Source organism: Pradoshia sp. Z5_111 (genome assembly GCF_058267535.1).
The window spans coordinates 27,513-52,608 of sequence record NZ_JBZCPQ010000008.1; the positions used below are offsets into that span (position 1 = coordinate 27,513).

Genomic DNA, 25,096 nt, shown 5'->3' on the forward strand with positions numbered 1-25,096 from the left:
AAAATGTCCCAAAGATAAGTTTTCACTTCCTTTTGGGACAGTCTATATAAAATCTATATTTATAGTACTCTCTTATTTGCCAATAAACATTTGTGTCCAGTAGTTGCCGTTCTCCACATAACCAATTCCGATATGTGTATAGCTGGAGCTTAAGATATTTTTTCTATGACCGTCGCTATTCATCCACGCATTTACTACTTCTTCTGGTGTGCGTTGACCCATAGCAATATTTTCAGCTGCCGCTCTATAAGAAATGCCAAATTGTTTCATCATATCAAATGGAGATCCGTAAGTTGGGCTTGTATGACTGAAATAATTATTCTTTTGCATATCCTCTGATTTTATACGTGCCACCTTGCTAAGCTCTGTATCCAAGGTTAGCGGTTTTAATCCTTGTTTAGCACGTTCCGCATTGGTAAGATCAAGGACTTCCTGCTCGTATGCACTTACTTCATAATCGCTTGATTCTGTATTACTGGAATCTGAATTATCTTCTTCAAATGTCGGAGTATCTGTAGTTGGCTTATTTTGTTCTACTGTATCATTTGAACCGGAATTAGTATCCTGACTTGGTTTATTGATAGTCGGAATTTGAATAGATCCACTTGGTAATTTAATAATTCCTCCACCAACAATTACTTTATATGAAGTCGTTGTATTTGGTTTAGAAGTAACACAGGCTGCCTCCGCACCTGTCATAGCTGTAAAGGAAAGCGTCGCCGCTGCAGCAACTGTAACGATAAGTTTACGTTTCATCGGTAAATCTCCTCCTGTCATGATGTTTGTTTAATCGACAAAGACATCGTAACATGAGTTTTTTGTAACATTTGAACCATAAACTACCAGACAACTAGAGATAGGATAATAGACATCCCTCGCACATAGCGTACACCTAACTTAATATATTGATATATCAACTGTCCTGCTTAAATCTCTCTTTTTTCCACATTCTGAAAATCAAGTCCCTCTTTTTGTAATATCCCCACTTTTATCCTATAAAATCATTATTGACAGGTATTTAATAATTGAGGATTCTTTACTGATACTACAGGTATGTTACAAGCATTGCAGTTATTTTTAAATAATGTTGAGTATACCCGGTATCGCAGGTTATGGTATGGGGAATTTAAATAGTACTTGTGTAAAAAAGATGGAGAAAACGAATTGTTTTCTCCATCTCTGTTCTTCTGACTTAGTCGTTATGTATAGCAGGGTAACATCTAGCCTGGATTAAAAAAATTATTCAGTTTCCTAATCAGTTAGTCTAGCTATTAATATATAACTCTATTCTCGATTGCTTGATAGGCCTTGAATAATTCCTTACATTCTTCATGATCAACTCGCTGTAAATCATATGAAAGCTTCCCGTCAATCATTTTATAAAAGACATCATCTCTAAACCCTATTTTATCTGTATCCAATCGATCACAACCATAATAAACAGTCGTGATGCCTGCCCAAAGAATGGCCCCTAAGCACATAGGACAAGGCTCTGCCGTTGTATAAAGCTCTGCTCCGGATAGGTCAAAATGATTTTCATGATGGCATGCTTCCTTAATCGCAACTATTTCTCCATGCATGGTTGGATCAAGCTCCTTAACCACCATATTATGGCCCTTTCCAATGATTTTCCCATCCTTGACAATGACAGCTCCGAAAGGTCCGCCATGCCCTTGTTTAATTCCTTCATACGCTTCTTCAACAGCGGCTTTCATAAATGGATTCATACGCCTTATTACCCCCGATATTGGATTTATCATCAGGATGCTGTATCTTGGGTGTAGTCTCCTAATTCCAATCTATTGTATTACTGGATGGTTAGTCAATATTCCTGTTAGACCTTGCTTAAAATCCTCAATTGCTTTATCACGCCATTTTTGTTGTTGTCGAATCATTATTAAAAACAGTTAAATTACCTCATAGGTTGAAAATGTCAGTGAAAATCAAAAAACCTAAATGAATTGCACCAGCGTGAATTAATTGGGAAATAAAAAAATAAGACTATTCCAAATGATTAATTAATTGGATGCTCTTTTTTTATGAATTTATTCTATACTAATAAGTAATGATGAATTCAATAAAGAACTTGAGGTGACCTTTTTGGAGAAACAAAAATACAGGGACCTTAAATTAGGTGAACGCGGAGCAATCCTAAGTATTGTTGCATACTTATTTCTTTCCATATTAAAACTGATTGTTGGATATATAAGTGAATCTGAAGCATTACGTGCAGATGGACTTAACAATATAACTGACATCATTGCCTCAGTAGCTGTATTAATAGGTTTAAAAGTTTCCCAACGGCCTCCCGATAGCGATCATGCATATGGGCACTGGAAAAGTGAATCGATTGCCTCTCTCCTATCTTCTTTTATCATGATGACAGTAGGTATCCAAGTTCTAACTGATGGATTCCAATCCATTTTAAGCAAGGAAAAAAATATACCTGATATAACAGCAGCATACACGGCGATTTTTTCTGCCCTCGTCATGTACTTCGTCTATCGCTATAATATAAAGCTAGCAAAAAGAATCAACAGCCATTCCGTTAAAGCGGCTGCCAAAGACAATATTTCTGATGCGTATGTCAGTATTGGAGCAGCAATTGGTATATTCGGCTCCCAACTAAATATGCCTTTCCTCGATACAATTACTGCCATACTTGTAGGGTTACTGATTTGCAAAACTGCCTGGGATATATTTCGAGAAGCATCCCATTACTTATCAGATGGCTTTGATGAATCTAAGATTAAACTCTATCAAAATTCCATTGACCAAATAGAAGGGGTTAAAGGGATTAAAAAAATTATGGGACGAAATTATGGAAATAATGAAGTCATCGATATCATTATTTTGGTAGACAACACGTTAAATATTAAAGAAGCCCATGATATTGCAACTCTTGTAGAAAAAGATTTAATGAAGGATCATGGAGTATATCATGTCCATGTTCATGTAGAACCATTTGACGAAAAAAAGCCAGGTTCAACTTAATGATAAGTATCCGGCTGTTGCCCTACTGAGCTACAAATTGGTTGTTTATATTACTGAATCTACCACTCCTCCATACACCTTCTGATATCCTATACGAAAAAAGGCATTCCAATTGGAACGCCTTTTTCTATTTAATAAGCTAGCCGATAGATCAGTATTCTCTCAAACGGATTCGTTTCATTTAGAACAATCTCTTTGTGTAGTTCAAACACGGATTGATTTTCAAGAAAATATATATAATCCTCAGACGGATAATATAATATCAGGTGTACCTCACGATATGTTTCTTCAACGGATAACAGGATGTTCGTTAGAACCTGGCGGAAAATTTGTATTGTAAAAGGATTAAAGAAATAAAACCTATTATCAGTTGGTCGAATCTCAAACTCCTCTGCCAGACAACAGTGAAATTGAATTCGCTCTTTCCCCTTGTAAGTATAGTTCTTGAGATTTTCCTCAGCTTCATTAATAAATTGTTCATTCATTTCTATCCCATTTACATATGCGCCTGTTTTGTGATGAAGAAAGAAATTCAGTCTCCCCTTTCCGCATCCAAAATCGACAACATGATCATCACTATTAATGTCATACTCATCCAATAATCTTTCTAAAATCCAATATGGAGTCGGTTCATACCGGTGATAATGCAAAGAATTATAAAATCCATTTTGATTACCGACTGTTTTTATATGTAATAACTCATCATAATCTTTTTCTTTCATTGTATAACTCCGTTTCACTTATCTAGATTATTCATAAGTTTAAGCCTTTTTGATACTGATCGAAAGCCTTTTTCTATATAATAGTCGTTTGCAGATTTCACATCCTAGTATTCACATAAAAATGCTACTTTAAAGTGCCGATTTTACAATAAATTCTAAGAATATAATTAATTGTTAATTTGTTCACAACTTTGTCAAAATTAAAGATTTCCATGTCTTCTTTTAGTTTCATATATTTGTAATTTTTAAATTCAGTTATTATATTGAAAATCAGGGGCTATGGAAAAAGGAAGAATTATGCCTAAATAGCAGCAAGCAAGGGAAATTATAACTATCAAGGTGTGCAGATTTACATGAATTTCCCTTACATAGCTTAAATTTACTTATTACATTAGGAAGGGGAAAAATATGAATAAAAAATGGGCACTTTTGGGTTCCATGATGGCGTCTATTCTTATGTTAGCGGGATGTGACTGGGTAGTATTCGACACAAATGGTCCTGTTGCAAAAACACAATCCAATGCCATTCTTTTCTCAATGGCTTTAATGGCAGCTGTTGTGCTTGTAGTATATGTACTTTTTATCGTTATTTTATATAAATACCGAGCATCCAAAGCTCCAAAAGATTACGAGCCTCCACATATGGAAGGCAGCAAAGCGCTTGAAATAACATGGACAGTCATACCAATTATTATTGTAGCCGTTTTAGCTGTAGTCACAGTTAAAACTACATTTGAAGTAGAAGGAAAGCCAAAAGGCTATGAAGATCAAAAACCATTGGTTATCTACGCAGCTTCTTCAAACTGGAAATGGCATTTCAGTTATCCAGAGCAAGGTATTGAAACGGTTAACTATGTAAACATTCCAACTAATAGAGTTGTAGAATTCCGTCTATATTCTTACGGACCAATTACAAGCTTCTGGATTCCGCAGCTTGGCGGTCAGAAATACGCCATGAGTGACATGGTAACAAAATTAAACTTTGTAGCTGAAGCACCAGCTTCCATGATGGGAAGAAATGCAAACTTCAGTGGTGAAGGCTACGCTCATATGGATTTTGAAGCACTGTCTATGACTCCAGATGATTTCGAGGAATGGGTTAATGATGTGAAAGCAAATGAAGGTAAGTTAACAGAAGAAAAATTTGAAAAACTGCTTGATACAGCACACGTCGGCAGACAATCATATTCTTCTACTCACTTGGATTTCAGCCCTCCACCGGAAGGACATCATCATGGTTCTGACCCATCTCCATCAAACGAGAGCGATGAAGCAGACAACACGTTTGATGAAGATACAGAAAAAGGTAATTCCGAGCACGAAGATCATTCAAATCATTAAAATTAAAGCTTTCATAAGAAAGGAGTTACAACCTTGGATTGGGATAAATTTATAGTACATGGTGGCCCGTTAATCTATGGCGCAATGGTAAGTATTGTTGCCGTATCGATGGCTATCGTTATCGGCCTGACTTATTTTAAGAAATGGCGTTGGCTTAAAGATGAATGGCTTACCACTGTTGATCATAAACGTATTGGGGTTATGTATATTCTCTGTGCTTTAGTTATGTTATTCCGCGGCGGTGTTGATGGTTTATTAATGCGTGGCCAGTTGGCTAAGCCTGAAAACGGACTGCTTGATGCACAGCATTATAACGAAATCTTTACAACGCATGGCGTGGTTATGATTTTATTTATGGCAATGCCATTTATCATTGGATTAATGAATATTGTTGTGCCTCTTCAAATTGGGGCGCGTGACGTTGCTTTCCCTTATTTAAATGCTATCAGCTTCTGGTTATTCTTTGCCGGAGCAATGCTATTTAATATCTCGTTCGTTATTGGTGGATCACCGGATGCCGGATGGTCAGCCTACTTCCCGCTTGCAGGTATAGAATTCAGCCCTACTGTGGGGAATAACTACTACAGTATTGCGATTCAGATTGCCGGTATTGGGACGCTGCTAACGGGTGTTAATTTTATCGTTACAATTTTAAAAATGAGAGCACCTGGTATGACTCTATGGAAAATGCCAATGTTCACATGGTCTATTTTAATCACTAGCATCATTATCGTTTTTGCTTTCCCTGTTTTAACAGTAGCTCTTGCCTTAATGATGTTTGACCGTTTGTTTGGTACACAATTTTTCACTATGCAAGATGGCGGAATGGATATGCTTTGGGCTAACCTGTTCTGGGTATGGGGCCATCCTGAAGTATATATCGTTATTCTTCCTGCCTTTGGTATATTCAGTGAGGTTATTTCAACATTCGCAAGAAAAAATCTGTATGGATACAAATCAATGGTATTCAGTATGCTTGCCATCTCTGCCCTATCCTTTACTGTATGGGTTCACCATTTCTATACGATGGGTCAAGGTGCCATGGCAAACAGCTTCTTCTCGATTACTACGATGTTAATCGCTGTACCTACAGGAGTTAAGATATTTAACTGGCTCCTTACGATGTATAAAGGAAAAATTGAAATTACCACGCCAATGCTGTATGCCCTGGCATTCATACCAATCTTCACCTTTGGTGGAGTCACAGGGGTTATGCTAGCGATGGCAAGTGCGGATTATCAATATCATAATACAATGTTCTTGGTAGCCCATTTCCACTATGTTTTAATACCGGGTACAGTGTTTGGGGTACTGGCGGGTATGTATTTCTGGTTCCCTAAAATCTTTGGATTCAAATTAGACGAGAAATTAGGAAAAATCGCATTCTGGATTATTTCTATTTCATTCAATGTCACATTCCTGCCTCTATTCGCATTGGGACTTAAAGGGATGAACCGCAGAATGTATACGTACTCTGAAGAAACTGGGTATGGACCATTGAACCTTATCGCATCATTAGGTGCTGTAGGTTTAGCAATTGGATTCATCGTTCTCGTTTATAGCTTCTACTGGAGCTTCCGTTATGCTCCAAGACTAAAAGGAGACTCAGATCCATGGGGTGGCCGTACATTGGAATGGGCAACAAAAACACCTGTTCCAGCCTATAACTTTGCCATTACTCCTGAAGTGGATTCTGTAGATTCCTGGTGGGATCACAAAAAAGGTACACATAATCTGTTCACACGAAAAATCGAAGAAATACACATGCCTAGCAGTGACTTTAAACCGTTTCTAATGGCAGTGGCCTTCTTCTTCTGGGGATTCTTTATGGTATTTAGTATGTGGATTCCAGCCATTATCGCTGCGGTTCCAATTATCTATTTGATGTTTGTACGTTCCTTCAATGATGATCATGGGTTCCATATATCTGTGAAAGAAATTGAAGAAGAAGAAAGAAAATTGCGAGGTGAGACAGAATGAAATTAGATGCCTCTCAACCATTGGAATATAGTACTGAACAAAATCAGCTTAAGATACTGGGCTTCTGGATTTTCCTTGGAGCAGAGATCGTATTATTCGCTACACTGTTTACTGTCTACTTTGTACTGGAAAATCGTACAGGTGATGGGCCTTCCGGGCGCGATATCTTCGCTCTTGGTGGGGTTTTAGCTGAAACCTTTATTCTTTTGGCAAGTAGTTTTACGATTGGGATCGCGATTCACGCTATGCGGATGGGCATGAAAAAAGCAATGATGGTTATGTTCTCGATTACGCTTGTCCTTGGATTAGCCTTCCTAGGCATTGAAATTTATGAGTTCTTCCATTATGTACACGAAGGAGCTTCCATCCAAACAAGCGGCTTCACTTCTGCATTACTTACATTGCTTGGAACACACGGAGCCCACGTAACCGGAGGAATTCTATGGGGAATCGCTATTCTGATTCAAGTGAGCAGACGCGGAATTAATCACCTTACTGCTAATAAAGCATTTATTTTTTCACTGTACTGGCACTTCCTGGACGTTGTTTGGATTTTCATCTTCAGCTTCGTCTACCTGAAAGGACTGATGTAAAATGGCTAAGTTATTCCCTAAAGAGCATATCATAGGATTTTTATCATCCATCGCTCTAACAGTGGCAGCATTATTAGTTCTTTTCCTGGAGATATCATTTGGATTTAAAATGGCTATTTTGCTTATCACAGCTGGCTTACAAGCAAGTTTGCAGATATTCCTGTTCATGCATATTAATGAATCCAAGGAAAGAAGAACACTCTATACCAATATCCTTTATGCATTATTTGTAGCCCTAGTTACCATCTTCGGTTCCATGTTCGTCTTGCTTTGGGATTGGTAAAAATCGATACAGCTATACGAAACGGACAGCGAGTTCTAGTCGCTGTCCGTTTTTCTTATTATGAGTTTGCCAAAGTAAGAGCTCCTATACCTACCATTCCCCTCATTCTGTTCGGCCCTTAATCCTATATAATAGATATTTCTCTATTACTCAAATTACCTGCATACCATACACATGCTTCTATAAACTACCATGTATTCATTTTAAAAATTCTTTTATGATGGAACTATATGAACCAGGAGTGATTGTATGAAAATATCTCTAATAAACAAGGATGGCATTATAAAAGAGGTCAAGCTTGGCTTCAGTTGGACTACTCTCTTTTTTGGAATATTCCCTGCTTTATTTCGCAAAGACTATAATTGGGCGATTATTATGCTTGGTATATCCATCACAATCAATCTTTTTCTATTTGGATTAGGCGCATTGCTAACAAGCGGCGTTTTCGCCTTTATCTATAATAAAATCTATATTAAAAACCTACTTACAAACGGCTATCGCCCTGTTTATGCTGCCGATCGAGAAATATTAATCAAGAAACAGCTGTTAGCTGCTTAAAATGATGGTGGGGCTAGGACATAATTATTTAAATCAATGATATATCCGAACTATTAGGTGCCTAATAGTTCGGATTTTTATTTATTTTCAATAGATTGGTTACTTCCGTATGCCATTATTAAACTTAGTGGAATGGAGCGGAAGCCACCGACTCCTGCGGGAAATAGAGGAAAGGCTGAGACCCCACAGGCGCAGCCGAGGAGGCTCAGCTTCCTCCCCGCGGAAAGCGAGTGGCTGTAGCGCAATGAAACGATTTCTTCCAACTTAACTCTTTAATAAGTAACAAAGTCGACATATTATATCGTTCGTCTTTTCAGGAGCGTTTATAAGTTATGTCTCAGCCTCTATTTCTATTATAACCCCTCCACTCATCCCTTTTCATTGGAAGCAATTTATAACCGCCCTCCTTTCTGATCCACCTATTCTCGAAAAAATATACCTGCAACGAATGATTGACATAAAATACAGCCATCTTATAGAATGAAACAGTCACTCATTTATATAGACCAGTCATTATACTTGAAAAGAGGGATTTCATGTGAGTGCAAAAATGGACTCGCGTCAAAAAATTTTAGAGGCTGCTACTCGCCTTTTCAACATACAGGGATATCATGCAACAGGCTTAAATCAAATTCTGAAGGAAAGCGGTGCCCCTAAAGGGTCTTTATATTATCACTTCCCTGATGGTAAAGAACAACTGGCCGTAGAAGCAGTCAATAAAATGGCCGTTCAAATTGAAAATGATATTAAGCTGGCCATGAATCAGTATGATCATGCCTTAGAGGCATTCCAATATCATATTGAAAAAATCGCTCAACATTTCAATAAAAATGACCTTTTTGAAGGTTTACCAATTGGATTATTGGCAGCGGAAACTTCCTTAATGAGCGAACCTTTACGCAAAGCGTGCAAGGCAGCATTTGAAGGTTGGGAAACACTTTATTATGATAAAATGCTTCAAGATGGCTTTGAACCAGAAAAAGCGTACCGTTTAAGTCTATTGGTTAATTCAATGATCGAAGGAGCCATCACCCGTTCGCTAACCAATTTAAATGGACAGCCTTTACTAAACATCTCTAAATGTCTGCCCGATATATTAAAGAAATGAGCAACCATAAATGTATATCCTTAATCAGCATATTATATAGACTGGTCTAGTAATTATACATAATGAAAGGGGAATATTATTTGAGTAATAATCATGCTACAAACTTAGAAAATAAGCAGATTAAGCCACTTCCAATCGTGATTGCTATAATGATTGGTGCTTTTATCGGACTCTTTAGTGAAACTGCCTTAAATATGGCATTCACCAATATTATGGAGGACTTTCGCATTGAACCACATGTCGTTCAATGGTTAACAACCGGTTACTTACTTGTACTTGGTATTCTTGTGCCTGTAACAGCATTGCTTCTTCAATGGTTTACTACCAAACAATTATTCAGTGCCTCTCTCATTTTTTCTATTGTAGGAACATTAGTAGGAGCTTTGGCACCTAATTTTGAAATACTCCTTCTAGCACGTGTCATTCAGGCTATAGGAACAGGTCTATTACTACCGTTAATGACAAATGTTATTATGGTTATATACCCACCTCATAGACGCGGAACAATTATGGGGATGATGGGGCTTGTCATTATGTTTGCACCTGCTGTCGGTCCAACCCTATCAGGATTAATCGTAGACAGTCTGGGCTGGCAATCGATTTTCTGGCTATGCTTACCTTTGCTTATTTTTACATTCGTATATGGTCTCATCTATATGCAAAATGTATCAACCATCACAAAACCAAAAATAGATATTCTGTCTATTATTCTTTCATCCATTGGTTTTGGAGGAATCGTCTTTGGTTTCAGCAGTGCCGGGGAGGGTGCTGGCTCATGGAGCGACCCAGCTGTTCTTTTACCGATTATTGTTGGGGCACTCAGCCTTATCCTATTCTCTTTCCGCCAGTTTAAAATGGAACAGCCAATGCTTAATTTACGCGTATTTAAGTTCCCTATGTTCTCTATTGGACTTTTAATGGTATTCCTGGGTATGATGATCATCTTATCCTCATCCATTCTATTGCCTATGTACTTAAAGGGCGGAATGTTATTGTCAGCTTTTGCAGCCGGCCTTGTCTTATTGCCTGGCGGTATTGTGAATGGAATTATGTCACCAATTACGGGGAAATTATTTGATACCTTCGGGCCAAAATACTTGGTTATTCCCGGTTTTATATTAACAACAATATTTACCTACTTATTTACTAATATAACAACTGAAACTACCCAATTAACGGTTATCATCTTGCACACATGCATGTTGATTGGGGTTGCCATGATTATGATGCCTTCGCAAACAAATGGGTTAAACCAGTTGCCAAGACAGTATTACCCTGATGGAGCTGCTGTCATGAATACACTTCAGCAAATTGCAGGGGCGATTGGGACAGCAGTTGCTGTTAGCATCATGTCAGCTGGCCAGGCAAGCTATTTGGCTACAGCTGATCCCAATAATCCGCTTGCTGCCTCTGAAGCTTTGACAGCCGGTGTGCAAAACGCCTTTCTATTTGCTTTGATTGCCTCCATAATCGGATTGGTAGTTTCTTTCTTCGTTAAGCGTGTAGATGTTTAAAAGTATATAGAATAAGAGGGTGGCAAAAATCATGCCACCCTCATTTTTATTTATTAATCTAATAACATAACAAAATCTCTCTTGTAAACCCAATCTTCTTCGCTTCACATCGATCCTGTATAGTTAAGCCAGCTTCCTTAATCATGTCATCAATTCGTTCCCCGGTAACAACAACAATTCTGTCTGCAATGCGATTTGCATGCGTTAAAATTGATAATTGTTCTTGCGGGCTCGCTGTATGGCATAAATTATAGGGTAAATCAATGATAGCTGCATCATAATGGTCGGTAACTTCCTCAATTGCCCCTATTGCAATATCACAGCTATATCCAAAATGAGCTACATTTTCTCTGGCACCAATAGCTGGCAATGGCTTGATATCACGTCCACATATCGTAATCCCCATTGACAAGGCTTCCACCAGTACATTCCCAATTCCACAGCATGGGTCAATCGCTTTCACACCAACAGGGTTGGGAACCGCGATATTAGCAACTGCTCTTGCCATTCTAGTACTGAGAGCTGTCGAATACTCTCGTGGTTTCTTTTGATGATGCAACCAGACCGCTTCATTTTTTTCATAAATACCTACATACCATTTACCGCCGCAAGTAATGATGCCAAGAACGATATCCGGCTTCTCCAAATCAGCTTCACCCTGGATTTTTAATCCGATTTCCCGTTCAATCTTTCTTCGTTGACTAAAGCTAACTTTATCCTCTAGATCATTCGTTTTCACAAAGATTGTTTTGAATGTCTGATCCGGGAAGGAAAGTTTGCCTGCCTTGTGATAAAGGGCCTCCAAACTATCCCCTTCGGTCAGGACTTCTATTCTTTCCCTAATAAAGGGACTTCGGCTTGGATCGACTTTTCTTGTACTTTTAAAAACAAAATCATCAGGATTCATATCAAACAACGCCCTGAATTCCATTTTGCATAAAGGTTCTTCCTCTGAACTGCATGCATATGTGTATATAAAAATTGGCTCCACCAATCCCATTCTGTTGTATTCTCTTCAACAATCTATAAAAAGCTTATATCACTCTATTATAATGCATTTTTATAGGAAACTAAAATCCCATCCATTATAGTTAAGAACATACCTCACTTGAAGGAGGCACCAAAATGATTATTGTAATGGACGATGAATCAAAAAAGTGGATTGCATCCAAAGGGAATCAAGTAATCATTAAAAACTTAGATGTTAAAGCCTGCTGTGGACCCGGTGTTCAGGAACTTGTAGCATTGCCTGGTAAACCTAAAACTCTGAATCATTATTATCAAATTACATCCGATCAAGTATTATTTTATATTCATAAAAATGTACGAAAAAAGGAAAAACTGATTCTTACATTATCGGGCCTTCCCTTCTTAAAATCCCTCTCCGTTAAGCTTCATTAAAATTCATTTGAGCATAAAAAAACAGGTAAAGAGACCAGTTATTCGGACCCTTTACCTGTTTATTATTTACATCGTTTTCGTCAGTTCTTTCTCAGACTGTATAACCAATTGGGCTTGCGGCTGTTTGGATAGCTTAATCCATTTCATGATGGAAGCCACCATAATCACGACACCTAACGCAAGCATGATAATGGATAGAACACCGTTCAATACATTATATCCACCTGCATCCGGATTCAGATAGACATTCTTAATCATCCAGAATCCACCTACATTAACCGTAACATATAGATACGCCAATGGGACTAAGCATGTCAGCATATACCAGCGTTTCTCTGCAATTTTCAAGACAACGGTAGCTCCAACAATCAATCCGATTGACGCCATCAACTGGTTGGATACTCCAAACAGTGCCCAGACGGAGCTGATATCTCCAGAGAATAATAGATATCCCCAAATAAAGCAGGCTAATGCACTGGCAAAAATGTTAGCTCCAAGAGAATCTGTTCGTTTCAAAGGTTTAATAAAGTCTCCAAAGAAGTCCTGGATGAGATATCTGGCAACCCTGGTTCCTGAATCAATCGCTGTTAAAATAAATACCGCCTCAAACAGAATTACGAATTGATAGAAATAGGAGGCCAAGTGTTGGAAGAATGGTACACTGGTAAAGATTTCTGTCATACCGACAGCAAGTGTTACGGCTCCACCTGTTCTTCCCTCAAGGTCCATATCTACTGCTTCTTCCAATCTATCTAAATGGACTGTTTCCATTCCCAATGTTGAATAGACCTCAGGTGATGAGTTAATCGCAAAATAATCACCAGGCTGAAGAGCAACTGCAGCAATCAATGCCATAATAGCCACTAAACATTCTACTAGCATCGCACCAAAGGCTATGCCTTTAATATCACTCCAACGGCTGACCATTTTCGGAGTCGTACCTGATCCAACAAAAGCATGGAAGCCTGAAATGGCACCGCAGGCAATTGTAATTGAAATAAACGGCCATACTGGGCCCGCCACAATGGGACCTCCACCGTTAATGAAATCTGGAATAATAGCAGGAAACTCAACTGAAGGGTTAACGATAAATACACCAATAATAAGTGCTGCGAAAACGCCTATTTTCATAAATGTACTTAAATAATCACGTGGTGCAAGCAATAACCAAACAGGAAGTGCAGCAGCGAAAAAGGCATAGACTGGTAAAATAATAGCAAGAGTGCTCTTTTCAAGCGTTAGGAAATCGCCTAACCATGTTCCCTGAATTTGTGGACCAAAGAAAATTGCTAGCATAATTAAGATAAATCCAACGGTCGTCGGGACTTTTAAATTCCCTGTCTTTTTATGATAGATTCCCACTAACATCGCAATCGGAATTGTAATTCCTACCGCAAATGTACCCCATGGGTTTCTTTCAAGTGCTCCAAGTACAACCAATGACAAACCTGCCATCGTAATGGTAATAATGAATAGCATGGCCAATCCTGTACAGAATCCTGCTACAGGTCCAAGTTCTTCTTTTGCTACCTCGGATAATGATTTACCGTCGCGGCGCATAGAGGCAAAGAGCACAACTGTATCATGAACTGCTCCTCCAATTACTGCCCCAACCAATAGCCAAATCAGTCCGGGTAAATAACCAAACTGAGCTGCCAGAATCGGCCCAACCAATGGGCCTGCAGCAGCAATGGCTGCGAAATGGTGTCCAAATACTACCCATTTATTTGTTGGCACATAGTCTTGACCATCCTCAAGCTTTTCAGCTGGTGTTGGTTTATCATTAGATAATTTCAACACCTTAGCCGCCATAAATGTCCCGTACAAACGATAGGCTATTAAAAGGATACAAATCGAGCCAATAACAATTGTAATCGCATTCATTTCAATGTTCCCCCTTTTTTGCATACGTATTATACTCTCATAGTATCAAATGAAAACTCTTACACCTCATTTTCAAAATGAACCGCAAAATAAATGGGATGAATTACAACTTACAACTACTGAATAGCAAATCAATCCTATATTCCTACTAATTGTTTCAGCTCCTTTACATAGGTTCGACTGACCGGAACCTCGGAACCATCCGACATACGTAAGTTATAGGTTGAATTAAACCATGGTAATATCTCCACGATATGATCAATATTCACAAGATAGCTTCGATGTACCCGAAAGAACTGTGTTTTGGGCAGTTTTTTTTCCAATCCAATCAGTGCCTCACTTACTTTATAAAGATGATTAACAGCCTGGATTTTACACTTTCCTTCGTATGATTCTAAGAATACGATATCATTGCATGTAAGCAATATAATTTTTTCTTCTGTCATAACAGCTATTTTTCCCTTACATTGGAGATTACTGGTATCCACTTTTTCAGGCTCCTTTGTGTGTAAATGAAGCTTTTTAACTTTGTCCAGCGTTTTGTGAATACGTTCTTCACTGAAGGGCTTCAAAAGATAATCTACCGCATTCACGTCAAAAGCCTGAAGAGCATACTCGTCATAGGCAGTGGCAAAAACGATTGCTGGAACTGGGTTTAACCCTTCTAGTTTAGCGGCTAAATGTAATCCGTTCTCTCCCGCTAATTCAATATCTAAGAAAACAATATCCGGCTTTAACAGTGGAATATCACGTAATGCATCTTCTATACAATCACTCTCACCCAAGACATCCACTTCTTTGCTTCGTGCCAGTAAATATTTCAACTCGTCCCTGGCTAATGGTTCATCATCCACTACATAGGCTCGCAGCATCCTGCTCGTCACCTCCTTTACTTTCCAGCGGGATTAAGATATTAACAGTGGTGCCCTCACCCACCTTGCTATCAACCTTAAAATGGGCTTGGTTATTATAGATACCTTTTAAGCGTTCACTAATATTAAAAATGGCTGTACCATTTCCACCGGCTGACGGTACAACCTGCCTGCTCAGATTTTTCAATCTTTCTTCCACAATCCCCTGACCATTATCCGCAACAATCATTCTCATATAATTGCCATTTGAGCACACTTGTATATTAATTTTCCCAACCTGTTTTCTTTGTGGAAATGCATAATGAATCGCATTCTCTACCAAAGGCTGCAATAAAAATGGGGGAATCAATACATTTTCTAATCCTTTCTCTATATCAAAATTAACTTCATATTTGTGAGGAAAACGCGTTTGCTCTAAAGATAAATAAGCTTTTACATTTTCCAGCTCTTTTTCTAACGGAATCTGCAACTGTCTGGCTCCCTGTAAATTGCCTCGAAAAAATAAACTTAATTCTAATAGTAGTTTACGAGCTTTATCAGGATCAGTCCGGCATAGGGCAGATATCGTATTTAGACTATTAAATAAGAAGTGTGGATGAATCTGAGCCTGCAAGGCTTTTATCTCAGCGTCCTTTAAAAGCTTAGCCTGCCGTTCCGCTTCCGCCAGCTCAAGCTGAGTGGAAAATAAATTAGCCAGCCCCTCTGCTAACTGCTGCTGAACTCTGTCTAATTTATCCGGCTTTGTATAATACAATTTTAAGGTTCCTGAGATTTCCCCATTCACTTTTAAAGGGAGAACGATGGCAGCTACGAGCGGACAGTCCTTATGCCTGCACTCGATTTCCTCCTTCGATTTAGCTATTGATACATATCCTGATTCAAGTACTTTCTTAGTCAGCCCAGTACTCGGCTTTACGCTAGGTTTATGATGATCAGAGGCTGCCCCCAAATGAGCGAGAACCAAATGTTCATCCGTGATAGAGACAGCATCCGCATCGGTTAAATTAAGCATAATTTTCGATATTTCTTTGCATGATTGGGTGTTCAAGCCCTGACGAAAATGTGGCAGAGTCTGGTCCGCAATTAAAAATGCCTGATTGGTTTGATTCGCACGTGCTATCTCTCCATCACGCTTTATAGACTGAACGATCAGCATGAACAACAGTGTTCCGAATCCATTCATGGTGATCATCGGCAAACCGATAAACTGCACGAGGCTCCATGCATGCTCAAGAGGTTTGGCAGTAGCTAGGATGATCACCATTTGCAGAGCTTCGAGGGACATCCCGATACCTGCAGCAAACAATGGCGTTATCTGACCCCCGCTCCTTTTTCTTCTGTTGCCTATATACCCTGCCAATATTCCGGCCAGGATGGTAGAAAAGGCGCAGGAAAAGGCAGTAAACCCTCCCAATGTATACCGGTGTATACCGGCTATCAGGCCAGCTCCTCCTCCAACAACGGGACCTCCCAATAATCCACCTATCACAACACCCATCACTCTTGTATTAGCAATGGCACTATCTTCTCCAATAGCTGAAAGCCATCTATTCTCCTCAACCATAGAAAGATAAACTTCTATTCCAGTATAATTACTAATAACCCCAAACATGCCGAATAATAGAAATAATTTCAACTGCTCATTTAGATTATGGTCTGGGTGAATGATTTGGCGAAAGGAATTCATTTTAGAAATTAAAAACGCTACAATGACAATAATGCCTACCTTTTCAAGCATAATTGGGACTAAATCTAACATGGCCAACTCCCCTGTTTAGCGAACTTTCCATCCTCTTCTATATTTGTTAATTCTCCTGCTATTATATTTGAAAAATTAAGAAAAACAAAAAGATAGCCCTTTCATTACTATTGTTATATTAAATGCACACTTCTATTATAGTTTCATCCTTTAAATCCCTTGACACAGTTTACAAGGAAATTATATTCTTGACTCTGTGACTCTATTAATATTCATTTTTATTCATAGCTCTGCTCTCCGTTTAGCAATAGCAGCAGTAACGTATTCTCACTTGAGTAAACGATTTTGTATGTCTTGTTATACGGGGTTCAGAAAGCTTATTAAACTTCAACAAGGAGAATCGTTATGTGGTTTATTTTTTCACTACTAACAGCTTTAGCATGGGGTGGTGCTGACCTATTTTATAAAAAGGGATCAGACAGCAATGACAAGTACAGCCATATTAAAATTATCATCATGGTTGGTCTTGTCATGGGAATTCATGCAACAGCCTATATGATTATAAAAGATATACAGTTCAACCCAATGGAGATGATTCATTATTTACCAGTATCTTCTTTATACATCCTTTCCATGGCATTTGGGTATATTGGTTTGCGCTATATTGAATTGTCTATCGCCTCACCAATACAGAATTCCTCAGGTGTCGTAACAAGCATTCTGCTCTTCATCTTTTTCACTCATGAGCTAAGTATCATTGAAGTACTTGGGATTATCATCATCACTCTTGGGATTGTGGGGATAGCCGTTCTGGAAAAAAGAGCAGAAGATGAAGCTCGTCGACTGAATTCTGAGCATATCGATAAAAAATACCAAATTGGTTTCTTGGCTATTATCTTCCCAATTTTATATTGCATTATTGATGGACTTGCTACATTTGCGGATGCCATCTATCTGGATGAATTGAATTTAATCAGCGAAAATTCAGCTTTGCTTGCGTATGAATATACCTTTTTCCTATGCGCTGCCGTATGTTTTATCTATCTTCGCTTTATTAAGAAGGAATCCTTCCATGTATTTAAAGAGCGCGATAAAGGGATAGCAGCTATTTTGGAAACGATTGGTCAATTTTTCTACGTATTTGCCATGGCATCAGGCTATGCAATTATTGCAGCACCATTGATTGCTTCTTACAGTATCTTTTCAATTATCCTGTCACGAATCTTCCTAAAAGAGAAACTGACTAAAAAACAATACATGATCATCGCAGTTGTTATCTTCGGTATTATCCTGCTGGGGATAGCGGATGAACTCTAAATTTCAATTTGCCTTTTAATAAAGTAGATTAAAGACCAAATCCATTTTGGATTTGGTCTTTTTTCAGAAAGAATTGCGCTACTATTAAAATAAACATGAAAAAGAGAGCTTTCGATTCTGGCCTTCCACTTAACCTCATTGCCATGCTTATATTTCTAAAGGAATGATCCTCAAGATGTTTAAAATAGTAAACAAAAAAGAGAGAGACCTAGTACCTTTCTTTACTATTTAATACTTATAGTAATTGTTTATCAGAACTGAAGCTTGTTTAGTATCATTAATTGATTGTTCAAAAGCAAGTATTTCAGATACCACACCACCTAATTCTAGTTCACCGCTTGATAAAGCTATATCAATAGTTGTGAAGGTAATATCGTAATGTTCCCTTGCTGTTAATCATTTCAAAAGCATATGGGTTATATTTATATCAAGTAAATCTTGGGCTCTTCCATATGCTTCAACAAATCATTTAATTACATGTACTTAGTTTGACAACATAATAATTTAGTGATAGCATTTTTTTCATAACATTTTTTCAGAATTATGTTAATAAATTAACATACTCTGAGAATTGATAATTTAATATAGCACGCTTTGATCGCTGTGGATAAAACTATGGCGGGAGCAGCTTCTGGAGAGACTGTATTTATACAGCGCCGAAGGATTCACAATCTCAGGCAAAAGGACAGAATGGTAACGATTTTTGTTATTCTTGCCCTTTTAGAGATTGGAGACAACCAATCTCTTTTTTTATTGTCCAATATCAATAGTGAGGTGAGACATAGTATCTAAATAAAGCGAGAAAAATGATAAATATCTATTTTACTAGGTGCCTGTTTTAGACATCTAAGATTAAACGGGGGCATGCAACTTGGCTAAGCAAGAGTTAAAAAGGGATTTAAAAAATCGTCATGTACAATTAATTGCAATTGGGGGCACAATTGGAACCGGCTTATTTTTAGGCTCCGGCAAATCCATTCATTTAGCCGGTCCATCCATCCTATTTTCTTATCTGATTATCGGAGTAGCTCTATTTTTTGTTATGAGAGCATTGGGTGAATTACTTTTATCCAATACAAATCATACATCATTTATCGATTTTGCAGCTGATTATTTGGGTCCATGGGCTGGATTTGTGACTGGCTGGACGTATTGGTTCTGCTGGATTATGACGGCCATGGCCGATATTATTGCTGTTGGTTTATATACACAATACTGGTTTGATATCCCGCAGTGGGTGCCTGCTATCATTTGTTTAGTCATTCTATTAGGATTAAATCTATTAACCGTCAAACTATTTGGTGAGTTAGAATTCTGGTTTGCCATTATTAAAGTCGTCACTATTGTTGCACTTATTGTCGTAGGAATCGTACTGCTTGTGATTGGATTTGAAACAGATAGCGGAACTGTTTCTGTTTCTAACCTTTGGAATCATGGCGGCATGTTCCCGAATGGAATATCCGGGTTCTTACTATCACTGCAAATGGTTGTCTTCTCCTTCGTTGGAGTAGAACTTATTGGTGTATCTGCTGCTGAAACAGCTAATCCGCGCAAAAACATTCCATCTGCTATCAACAAAATACCGGTACGGATTTTGCTGTTTTATGTAGGTGCCTTATTTGTTATTTTATGCATCAATCCTTGGGATCAATTAAGTGCAACAAGCAGCCCATTTGTAGGTGTCTTCGCCTTAATCGGTATCCCAATGGCGGCAGGTATTATCAACTTTGTTGTATTAACATCCGCAGCCTCTGCTGCAAACAGCGGTTTATTCTCAACCAGCCGGATTATGTACAACTTAAGCAATCATAATGAAGCACCAAAAAAATTTGGCAAATTAAATAAACATCATGTACCGAGCAATGCGTTAGTAACTTCTACTATTGTAGTTTCTGTCGGAGCACTGCTTAGCAAGCTGATACCAGAGCAGGCCTTTACAATCGTTACAACAATCAGCGCCATCTGTTTCATTTGGGTATGGAGCATTATTTTAATCTCGCATATCAAATATGTAAAAACGAGACCTGATTTAAGAGCTAAATCTACATTCAAAGCTCCATTAACACCAACTATAAATTATGTAATCCTAGGTATGTTTGCTTTCATACTCATTGTAATGCTCATTGCTGCGGAAACACGCTTAGCAATGCTGCTTACACCATTATGGTTTGTCTTATTGATTATCATATATAACTATCATAAAAAGAAGAGATTATGATAATAGAGCAAAACTAAAAATAATAATGCACTCCAGTTGTTAGATCACACTTAACAATTGGAGTGCATTTTTTATCCATAGCATTTCTGTATTAAATGAAAACTTAGTCCAGCGATACCGAACTTAGCCAATATAGTTTCAAAACGATTTTTATTTATGATTCTCGATTTCCTCCTTATTCTGCGGTATATTCACTGTGAAAGGATCAAGCTCAACTCTCTCTAAAAATGGATAAAAATCAAACTGCATAATAGCATGATCCATATCAAAATTGTTGATTTTTTGAATGATATCCCCCTCATATACAACTTCTCCACTTAAATCAAATACTGATTGAAAATGCATTGTATCTTTATCAAGGACTTTAACATGGTTACGATCTATATATGGTGTATAATCCTCGTCTGTATCCACAAACCTTTGATCAATTATATTAAACACATACCCTAAAGTATCGAGCAAATTCTCATATTTTTCTCCCTTAAGACTCTTAGGAAATCCATATAAATTATAGTCAACAATCAATTGATCCTTTTCATGTTTGATACCATTAACTCGGATCGACTTATCAGAACGTTGACTATTCAATGTAAAGGAGGTACCTGCCGCTAGTTTTTTTTCTGCTGAAGGTTCTGATAGACTTAAATGTGGATAGAAAGTGATGGATTTAGCATCTGGATCTAAATTCCCTATCGTTCGAAATTCACGTACTTTACCATTTGTTTTCTTATTAACTTTTACAGGATTTCCAATATCCAACCGATTCCCCTTATTGTCAGTTGCCTTCCCTAAAAATATATCATCATTCTCATACTCTGTTTTTGTTTCAAACATAATAGTCGATGTAATGCTTCCATAAAGCAATTCATTAACTTTAATTTGGACATTTTCATTCGGATAGTTTTTTGTGTAATCTAATGCGATAGCTTTATTCTTTTTTTGTTTAATCGGAACCGAGAAATTCCATTCTCCTTTAGTCCCATTAATGCTATGGATCATGATTGGCAAATTAAAATTCTCCTTTAATTCCTCATATGGATAATTTAAAGTCATTTGAAAATCAAACCCATCTCCTTTTTTCTTAAAAGCAGTTGATTGCCCATTAAGCCAGGGATCAGCATCCCCTTCATAATTCTCGAAATTTCCATCCATACTTAACTCATCGCTCTCTCCTGGATTTTGCTCTCTTAGATTGCCATCTACATGTCCCGTAATCGAAACAATATATCCATCAAAATACGCATTAGTCAGAGTTACATTAATTCCCTTTTTAGTACTGGTCTCATTTAATTCGGTAACCAGGTTTTGTTTTGCTAATTCTATGCCAAGTGGATCATCAAAATCTTTAAATATTTGACCTACTAAAGGAGTTTTTGCGAGTACTTTGTTCATCGTAGGATGGATAAATCCTGAACTGATTGTCAAAGATAGAATTGCTATAGAAGCCACTCCCCCGTATAGAAATTTTCTTTTCATCGTCTGTGGTCTCTTTTTTTCATGTCCCTGCTTTAACCCATCATCAATGGCCTTAAACACACTTTCTTTAGGTACTGGTATTTGGTTAAATGCCTTCTTTAAATCCTTTTCTTCCATGGTCGAATCCCTCCTCATTTAAGATTTTTTTTAGTGCCTCTTTCCCTCTGCTTAAATTGGTTTTAACGGTTCCTTCAGGTATTTGCATAATAGTGCTGATTGTTTTAATAGAATAATCATGATAATAAAACAAAAGAATGCTTGTCCGATAATTCTCTTTAATTTGGACCAAAGCATCCATTAATTCTCCACAATCAACTTCTTTCTTTTTCTCCGATTGCGGAATCATACCTATTAATATTTCATCCGAGAAAGGTATAACAGTTCCTCTCTTTTTGACCACTTGTCCAGCACAGCGAATGATAATTTTCGTGAGCCAAGTCATGAAGTACTCAGGATGTTTCAAAGAATGAATTGAGATAAAGGCCTGATATGTTGCATCCTGAACCACATCCAATGCATCCTCCTGATTGTTAACATATATATAAGCCGTTCGATATATTCTTTCATAATGCTGCTTAACTAATCGTTCAAAGCTCTTTTTATTCCCCTTTATAGCTTTCTTGACCAGCCTCTGCTCTTCCTTGTAATCCACTTTCTCGCCCCCTTCTGTCTATTAGTGATGAATTTCCCTAAAAAGGTTTCAAATATTGGAAGTTTTTTATATTTATTTAGGATACTGAACACATACTTAGATTTATATATATTTCTACAGTACATCAACCAGCTTCACATCGCCTTTGTTTTTTAGGAAAATAATCCTGCTAAAGTAACCATGATTTTAATGTACTAAGCTCCCAAATATCTAAAAAGGTACAAAAAAACAGCCTTACATCCATAATTGAATGCAAGACTGCTTGAGGTTTATTTTATAAGGATATTGATTGGAATTATTCGTGTTTGTGCATATCGATGACCATACGGCCCTGGATTTTACCCGCTTCCATTTCTTCAAAAATATCATTTACTTCATGCAAGCATCTTGTTTCAACGATTGGCACTACTTTGCCCTCTGCTCCAAATTGGAAGGCTTCTTCTAAATCCTTACGTGTACCAACTAAGGAACCAACGATTTGAATACCATCCAATACGGTTTTCACGATAGCCAAATCCATTGTTTCAGGAGGTAACCCTACTGCAACAACTTTAGCCGTGGCACGAACAGAGTTAACAGCCTGGTTAAAGGCAACTTTGGAAACAGCTGTAACAACTGCAGCATGAGCTCCTCCAACTTTCTCCTGAATCCACTCACCTGCATCTCCATCTGTTAATGGATTACATACAAGGTCTGCTCCTACTTCTTTGGACAATGCCAATTTATCATCATTAATATCCACTGCAATTACCTTTGCGTTAAATACATTTTTCGCATATTGGATCGCAAGGTTACCTAATCCACCACAGCCATAGATAGCAATCCATTGACCAGGTTTAATATCAGAAACTTTGATTGCTTTGTAGCAAGTTACACCTGCGCAAGTAATACTGCTTGCTTGAGCTGGATCTAGTCCTTCAGGTACTTTAACTGCATAGTCCGCTTCTACGATACATTGTTCAGCCATTGCTCCATCAACCGTGAAACCGGCATTTTGTACGCTGCGGCAGAAGGTTTCATTTCCTGTCACACAGTACTCGCAAGTTCCGCATCCCTTAAAGAACCAGGCAATGCTGACACGATCTCCTATCTTTAAACTGGTAACATCGTCTGCAATTTCTTTCACAATGCCGATTCCTTCATGTCCAGGTATTCTTCCCGGAACTGCGCCGAAATCGCCTTTTGCTACGTGCAAGTCTGTATGACACACTCCGCAATATTCTACATCAACTAAAGCTTGACCGGGTTTTAACTTTGGCAGTTCCTTTTCAACTAATTCCACTTTGCCAGGGTTCTTTGCACTCACTACAGCAGCTTTCATTCCAATCAATCCTCCGTATGTATATTTAACTTGCTCAACATTTCACATACTTAGTATAAATGTGTAAACTCGTAAAATCAACACAAATTGAGGAATTTTCTATATTTTTATAATCATAAAAATACAATTCGAACTAATAGGTGCTTTAATATAATGATGTATTAACTTTTTATCTCTATAAAGGAAATCTTCCTCTCATTTATCAAACTACAATAAAAAACTTGCTTATGACATTTATTTATTTAAAAATAGGCTAACTTCTTCGACACTTGGGTAAGAATTTTGAGTGCCTCGTTTTGTGACACTTAATGCTGCAAAGGCGGTTGCCATATTAATCGATTGTAATACATCCTTATTCTGTACATAATAATGAGCAAAACAGCCAATAAACGCATCTCCTGCACCAGTCGTATCAACAGCTTCTACCTTAAATGAATCTACCGTATGAGCACCGCTTTTGGTTACCCACATTACTCCACGGCTTCCCATCGTTACAATGACATTTGTAACTCCTTTATCTACCAGACTGGCTGCTGCAGCTTTAATTTGCTCAACCGTTGAAACAGGCATTCCGGTCAAGATTTCCAGTTCACTTTCATTTGGAACGAAAAAGTCACATTTACATACATAGTTAAAATCTAAATTTTTCGCAGCAGGCGCTGGATTCAAGATAACAGGAATCCCGTGCTCGTTTCCAAATTCTATCGCCCGATAAACGGTTTCAAGGGAAATTTCCAATTGAAGCACAATTAAAGAGCATGTCTTAAGCTTATCTGCTGCTTTATCTACATCCTCTGGTAAAAGATATTTATTTGCACCTTTAATGATTAAAATGCGATTATGAGAATCTGGATCTACGAAGATTGGTGCAACCCCACTGGAGCTTCCGGGAACCTTATTTGTAAATTCTGTATCAATTCCATAGCGTTCAAGATTTTGGATGGTGTTATCGGCAAAAATATCATCGCCTACCTTCGTAACCATCATTACCTTTGAGCCCAGTTTTGCAGCTGCCACGGCCTGGTTGGCCCCTTTTCCTCCGCACCCCATTGAAAAGCTAGGTGCCTCAAGCGTTTCTCCCTGTTCTGGCATTCTATCAATATAGGAAATAAGATCGACATTATTCGATCCAATAACCGCAATATCCATTGTATTTTACCTCC

22 protein-coding genes and 1 riboswitch are annotated in these 25,096 nt (G+C 37.9%); of the genes, 11 read left to right on the forward strand and 11 right to left on the reverse strand.

Annotated features, from left to right (window positions below; genetic code table 11):
* Positions 1-72: 72 nt before the first annotated feature.
* Together AC4D4A_RS15460 and AC4D4A_RS15465 are read right to left on the reverse strand one after the other, a co-directional pair.
* Entirely contained in the window at positions 73-756 is a 684-nt protein-coding gene (locus AC4D4A_RS15460) for a CAP domain-containing protein (protein ID WP_490996706.1), read from the reverse strand.
* Between the two features lie 515 nt (positions 757-1,271).
* Positions 1,272-1,727, reverse strand: a complete 456-nt coding sequence (locus tag AC4D4A_RS15465) for a nucleoside deaminase (RefSeq protein ID WP_490996707.1) — start codon at positions 1,725-1,727, stop codon at positions 1,272-1,274.
* 373 nt (positions 1,728-2,100) lie between these two features.
* Here AC4D4A_RS15465 and AC4D4A_RS15470 point away from each other — a divergent pair, with 373 nt between their 5' ends.
* A complete protein-coding gene (locus AC4D4A_RS15470) occupies positions 2,101-2,994 on the forward strand; it encodes a cation diffusion facilitator family transporter (RefSeq protein WP_490996708.1) in 894 nt (297 codons plus the stop codon).
* A 131-nt stretch (positions 2,995-3,125) separates the two neighbouring features.
* On the opposite strand, the gene AC4D4A_RS15475 is transcribed toward AC4D4A_RS15470, so the two are convergent.
* Positions 3,126-3,716 carry a methyltransferase domain-containing protein gene (locus AC4D4A_RS15475; protein WP_490996709.1) on the reverse strand — a complete coding sequence of 197 codons (591 nt, stop codon included), beginning with the start codon at positions 3,714-3,716 and terminating at the stop codon, positions 3,126-3,128.
* Positions 3,717-4,124: 408 nt separating this feature from the next.
* Between AC4D4A_RS15475 and qoxA the strand changes: the two genes are divergently transcribed.
* From qoxA to AC4D4A_RS15510, 7 genes are all read left to right on the forward strand, one after another.
* Positions 4,125-5,057: a cytochrome aa3 quinol oxidase subunit II gene (gene qoxA / locus AC4D4A_RS15480; protein WP_490996710.1), complete on the forward strand. Its 933-nt coding sequence runs from the start codon at positions 4,125-4,127 to the stop codon at positions 5,055-5,057.
* A 33-nt stretch (positions 5,058-5,090) separates the two neighbouring features.
* Positions 5,091-7,037: a cytochrome aa3 quinol oxidase subunit I gene (gene qoxB, locus AC4D4A_RS15485; RefSeq protein ID WP_490996711.1), complete on the forward strand. Its 1,947-nt coding sequence runs from the start codon at positions 5,091-5,093 to the stop codon at positions 7,035-7,037.
* Positions 7,034-7,630 carry a cytochrome aa3 quinol oxidase subunit III gene (qoxC, locus tag AC4D4A_RS15490; protein WP_490996712.1) on the forward strand — a complete coding sequence of 199 codons (597 nt, stop codon included), beginning with the start codon at positions 7,034-7,036 and terminating at the stop codon, positions 7,628-7,630. Before qoxB ends, qoxC begins: the two co-directional genes overlap by 4 nt.
* A 1-nt stretch (position 7,631) precedes the next feature.
* Positions 7,632-7,913, forward strand: coding sequence for a cytochrome aa3 quinol oxidase subunit IV (gene qoxD / locus AC4D4A_RS15495; RefSeq protein ID WP_066108151.1), 282 nt, complete (start codon positions 7,632-7,634; stop codon positions 7,911-7,913).
* 249 nt (positions 7,914-8,162) lie between these two features.
* Positions 8,163-8,471, forward strand: a complete 309-nt coding sequence (locus AC4D4A_RS15500; RefSeq protein WP_490996713.1) for a DUF2628 domain-containing protein — start codon at positions 8,163-8,165, stop codon at positions 8,469-8,471.
* Between the two features lie 550 nt (positions 8,472-9,021).
* Positions 9,022-9,579 (forward strand): TetR/AcrR family transcriptional regulator, encoded by a 558-nt coding sequence (locus tag AC4D4A_RS15505; RefSeq protein WP_490996788.1) that lies wholly within the window; start codon positions 9,022-9,024, stop codon positions 9,577-9,579.
* Between the two features lie 119 nt (positions 9,580-9,698).
* Positions 9,699-11,093, forward strand: a complete 1,395-nt coding sequence (locus tag AC4D4A_RS15510; protein WP_490996789.1) for a DHA2 family efflux MFS transporter permease subunit — start codon at positions 9,699-9,701, stop codon at positions 11,091-11,093.
* 58 nt (positions 11,094-11,151) lie between these two features.
* Here AC4D4A_RS15510 and AC4D4A_RS15515 read toward each other — a convergent pair whose 3' ends face one another.
* The gene (locus AC4D4A_RS15515) at positions 11,152-12,093 is read right to left on the reverse strand and encodes a TRM11 family SAM-dependent methyltransferase (protein ID WP_490996714.1); all 942 of its coding nucleotides are present in this window, start codon (positions 12,091-12,093) and stop codon (positions 11,152-11,154) included.
* Between the two features lie 125 nt (positions 12,094-12,218).
* Here AC4D4A_RS15515 and AC4D4A_RS15520 point away from each other — a divergent pair, with 125 nt between their 5' ends.
* Complete coding sequence (locus tag AC4D4A_RS15520; RefSeq protein ID WP_490996715.1) at positions 12,219-12,494, forward strand: CC/Se motif family (seleno)protein; 276 nt, start codon at positions 12,219-12,221, stop codon at positions 12,492-12,494.
* A 66-nt stretch (positions 12,495-12,560) separates the two neighbouring features.
* Here the strand turns inward: AC4D4A_RS15520 and AC4D4A_RS15525 are convergent, their stop codons facing one another.
* From AC4D4A_RS15525 to AC4D4A_RS15535, 3 genes are all read right to left on the reverse strand, one after another.
* The gene (locus AC4D4A_RS15525) at positions 12,561-14,378 is read right to left on the reverse strand and encodes a carbon starvation CstA family protein (protein ID WP_490996716.1); all 1,818 of its coding nucleotides are present in this window, start codon (positions 14,376-14,378) and stop codon (positions 12,561-12,563) included.
* A gap of 137 nt (positions 14,379-14,515) precedes the next feature.
* Positions 14,516-15,250 (reverse strand): LytR/AlgR family response regulator transcription factor, encoded by a 735-nt coding sequence (locus AC4D4A_RS15530; RefSeq protein ID WP_490996717.1) that lies wholly within the window; start codon positions 15,248-15,250, stop codon positions 14,516-14,518.
* Positions 15,225-17,009 carry a LytS/YhcK type 5TM receptor domain-containing protein gene (locus AC4D4A_RS15535; protein ID WP_490996718.1) on the reverse strand — a complete coding sequence of 595 codons (1,785 nt, stop codon included), beginning with the start codon at positions 17,007-17,009 and terminating at the stop codon, positions 15,225-15,227. The genes AC4D4A_RS15530 and AC4D4A_RS15535 overlap by 26 nt, the downstream gene beginning before the upstream one ends.
* 345 nt (positions 17,010-17,354) lie before the next feature.
* Between AC4D4A_RS15535 and AC4D4A_RS15540 the strand changes: the two genes are divergently transcribed.
* A complete protein-coding gene (locus tag AC4D4A_RS15540) occupies positions 17,355-18,266 on the forward strand; it encodes a DMT family transporter (protein ID WP_066108178.1) in 912 nt (303 codons plus the stop codon).
* Positions 18,267-18,887: 621 nt separating this feature from the next.
* Positions 18,888-18,965: riboswitch (glycine riboswitch) on the forward strand.
* A 172-nt stretch (positions 18,966-19,137) separates the two neighbouring features.
* The gene (locus tag AC4D4A_RS15545) at positions 19,138-20,484 is read left to right on the forward strand and encodes an amino acid permease (RefSeq protein WP_490996719.1); all 1,347 of its coding nucleotides are present in this window, start codon (positions 19,138-19,140) and stop codon (positions 20,482-20,484) included.
* Between the two features lie 150 nt (positions 20,485-20,634).
* Here the strand turns inward: AC4D4A_RS15545 and AC4D4A_RS15550 are convergent, their stop codons facing one another.
* From AC4D4A_RS15550 to rbsK, 4 genes are all read right to left on the reverse strand, one after another.
* A complete protein-coding gene (locus tag AC4D4A_RS15550; RefSeq protein ID WP_490996720.1) occupies positions 20,635-22,077 on the reverse strand; it encodes a DUF4179 domain-containing protein in 1,443 nt (480 codons plus the stop codon).
* Positions 22,046-22,612: a sigma-70 family RNA polymerase sigma factor gene (locus AC4D4A_RS15555; protein ID WP_490996721.1), complete on the reverse strand. Its 567-nt coding sequence runs from the start codon at positions 22,610-22,612 to the stop codon at positions 22,046-22,048. The genes AC4D4A_RS15550 and AC4D4A_RS15555 overlap by 32 nt, the downstream gene beginning before the upstream one ends.
* Before the next feature lie 295 nt (positions 22,613-22,907).
* Positions 22,908-23,933 (reverse strand): alcohol dehydrogenase AdhP, encoded by a 1,026-nt coding sequence (gene adhP, locus AC4D4A_RS15560; RefSeq protein WP_490996722.1) that lies wholly within the window; start codon positions 23,931-23,933, stop codon positions 22,908-22,910.
* 234 nt (positions 23,934-24,167) lie between these two features.
* Complete coding sequence (rbsK, locus tag AC4D4A_RS15565) at positions 24,168-25,082, reverse strand: ribokinase (RefSeq protein WP_490996723.1); 915 nt, start codon at positions 25,080-25,082, stop codon at positions 24,168-24,170.
* Between the last annotated feature and the right edge of the window lie 14 nt (positions 25,083-25,096).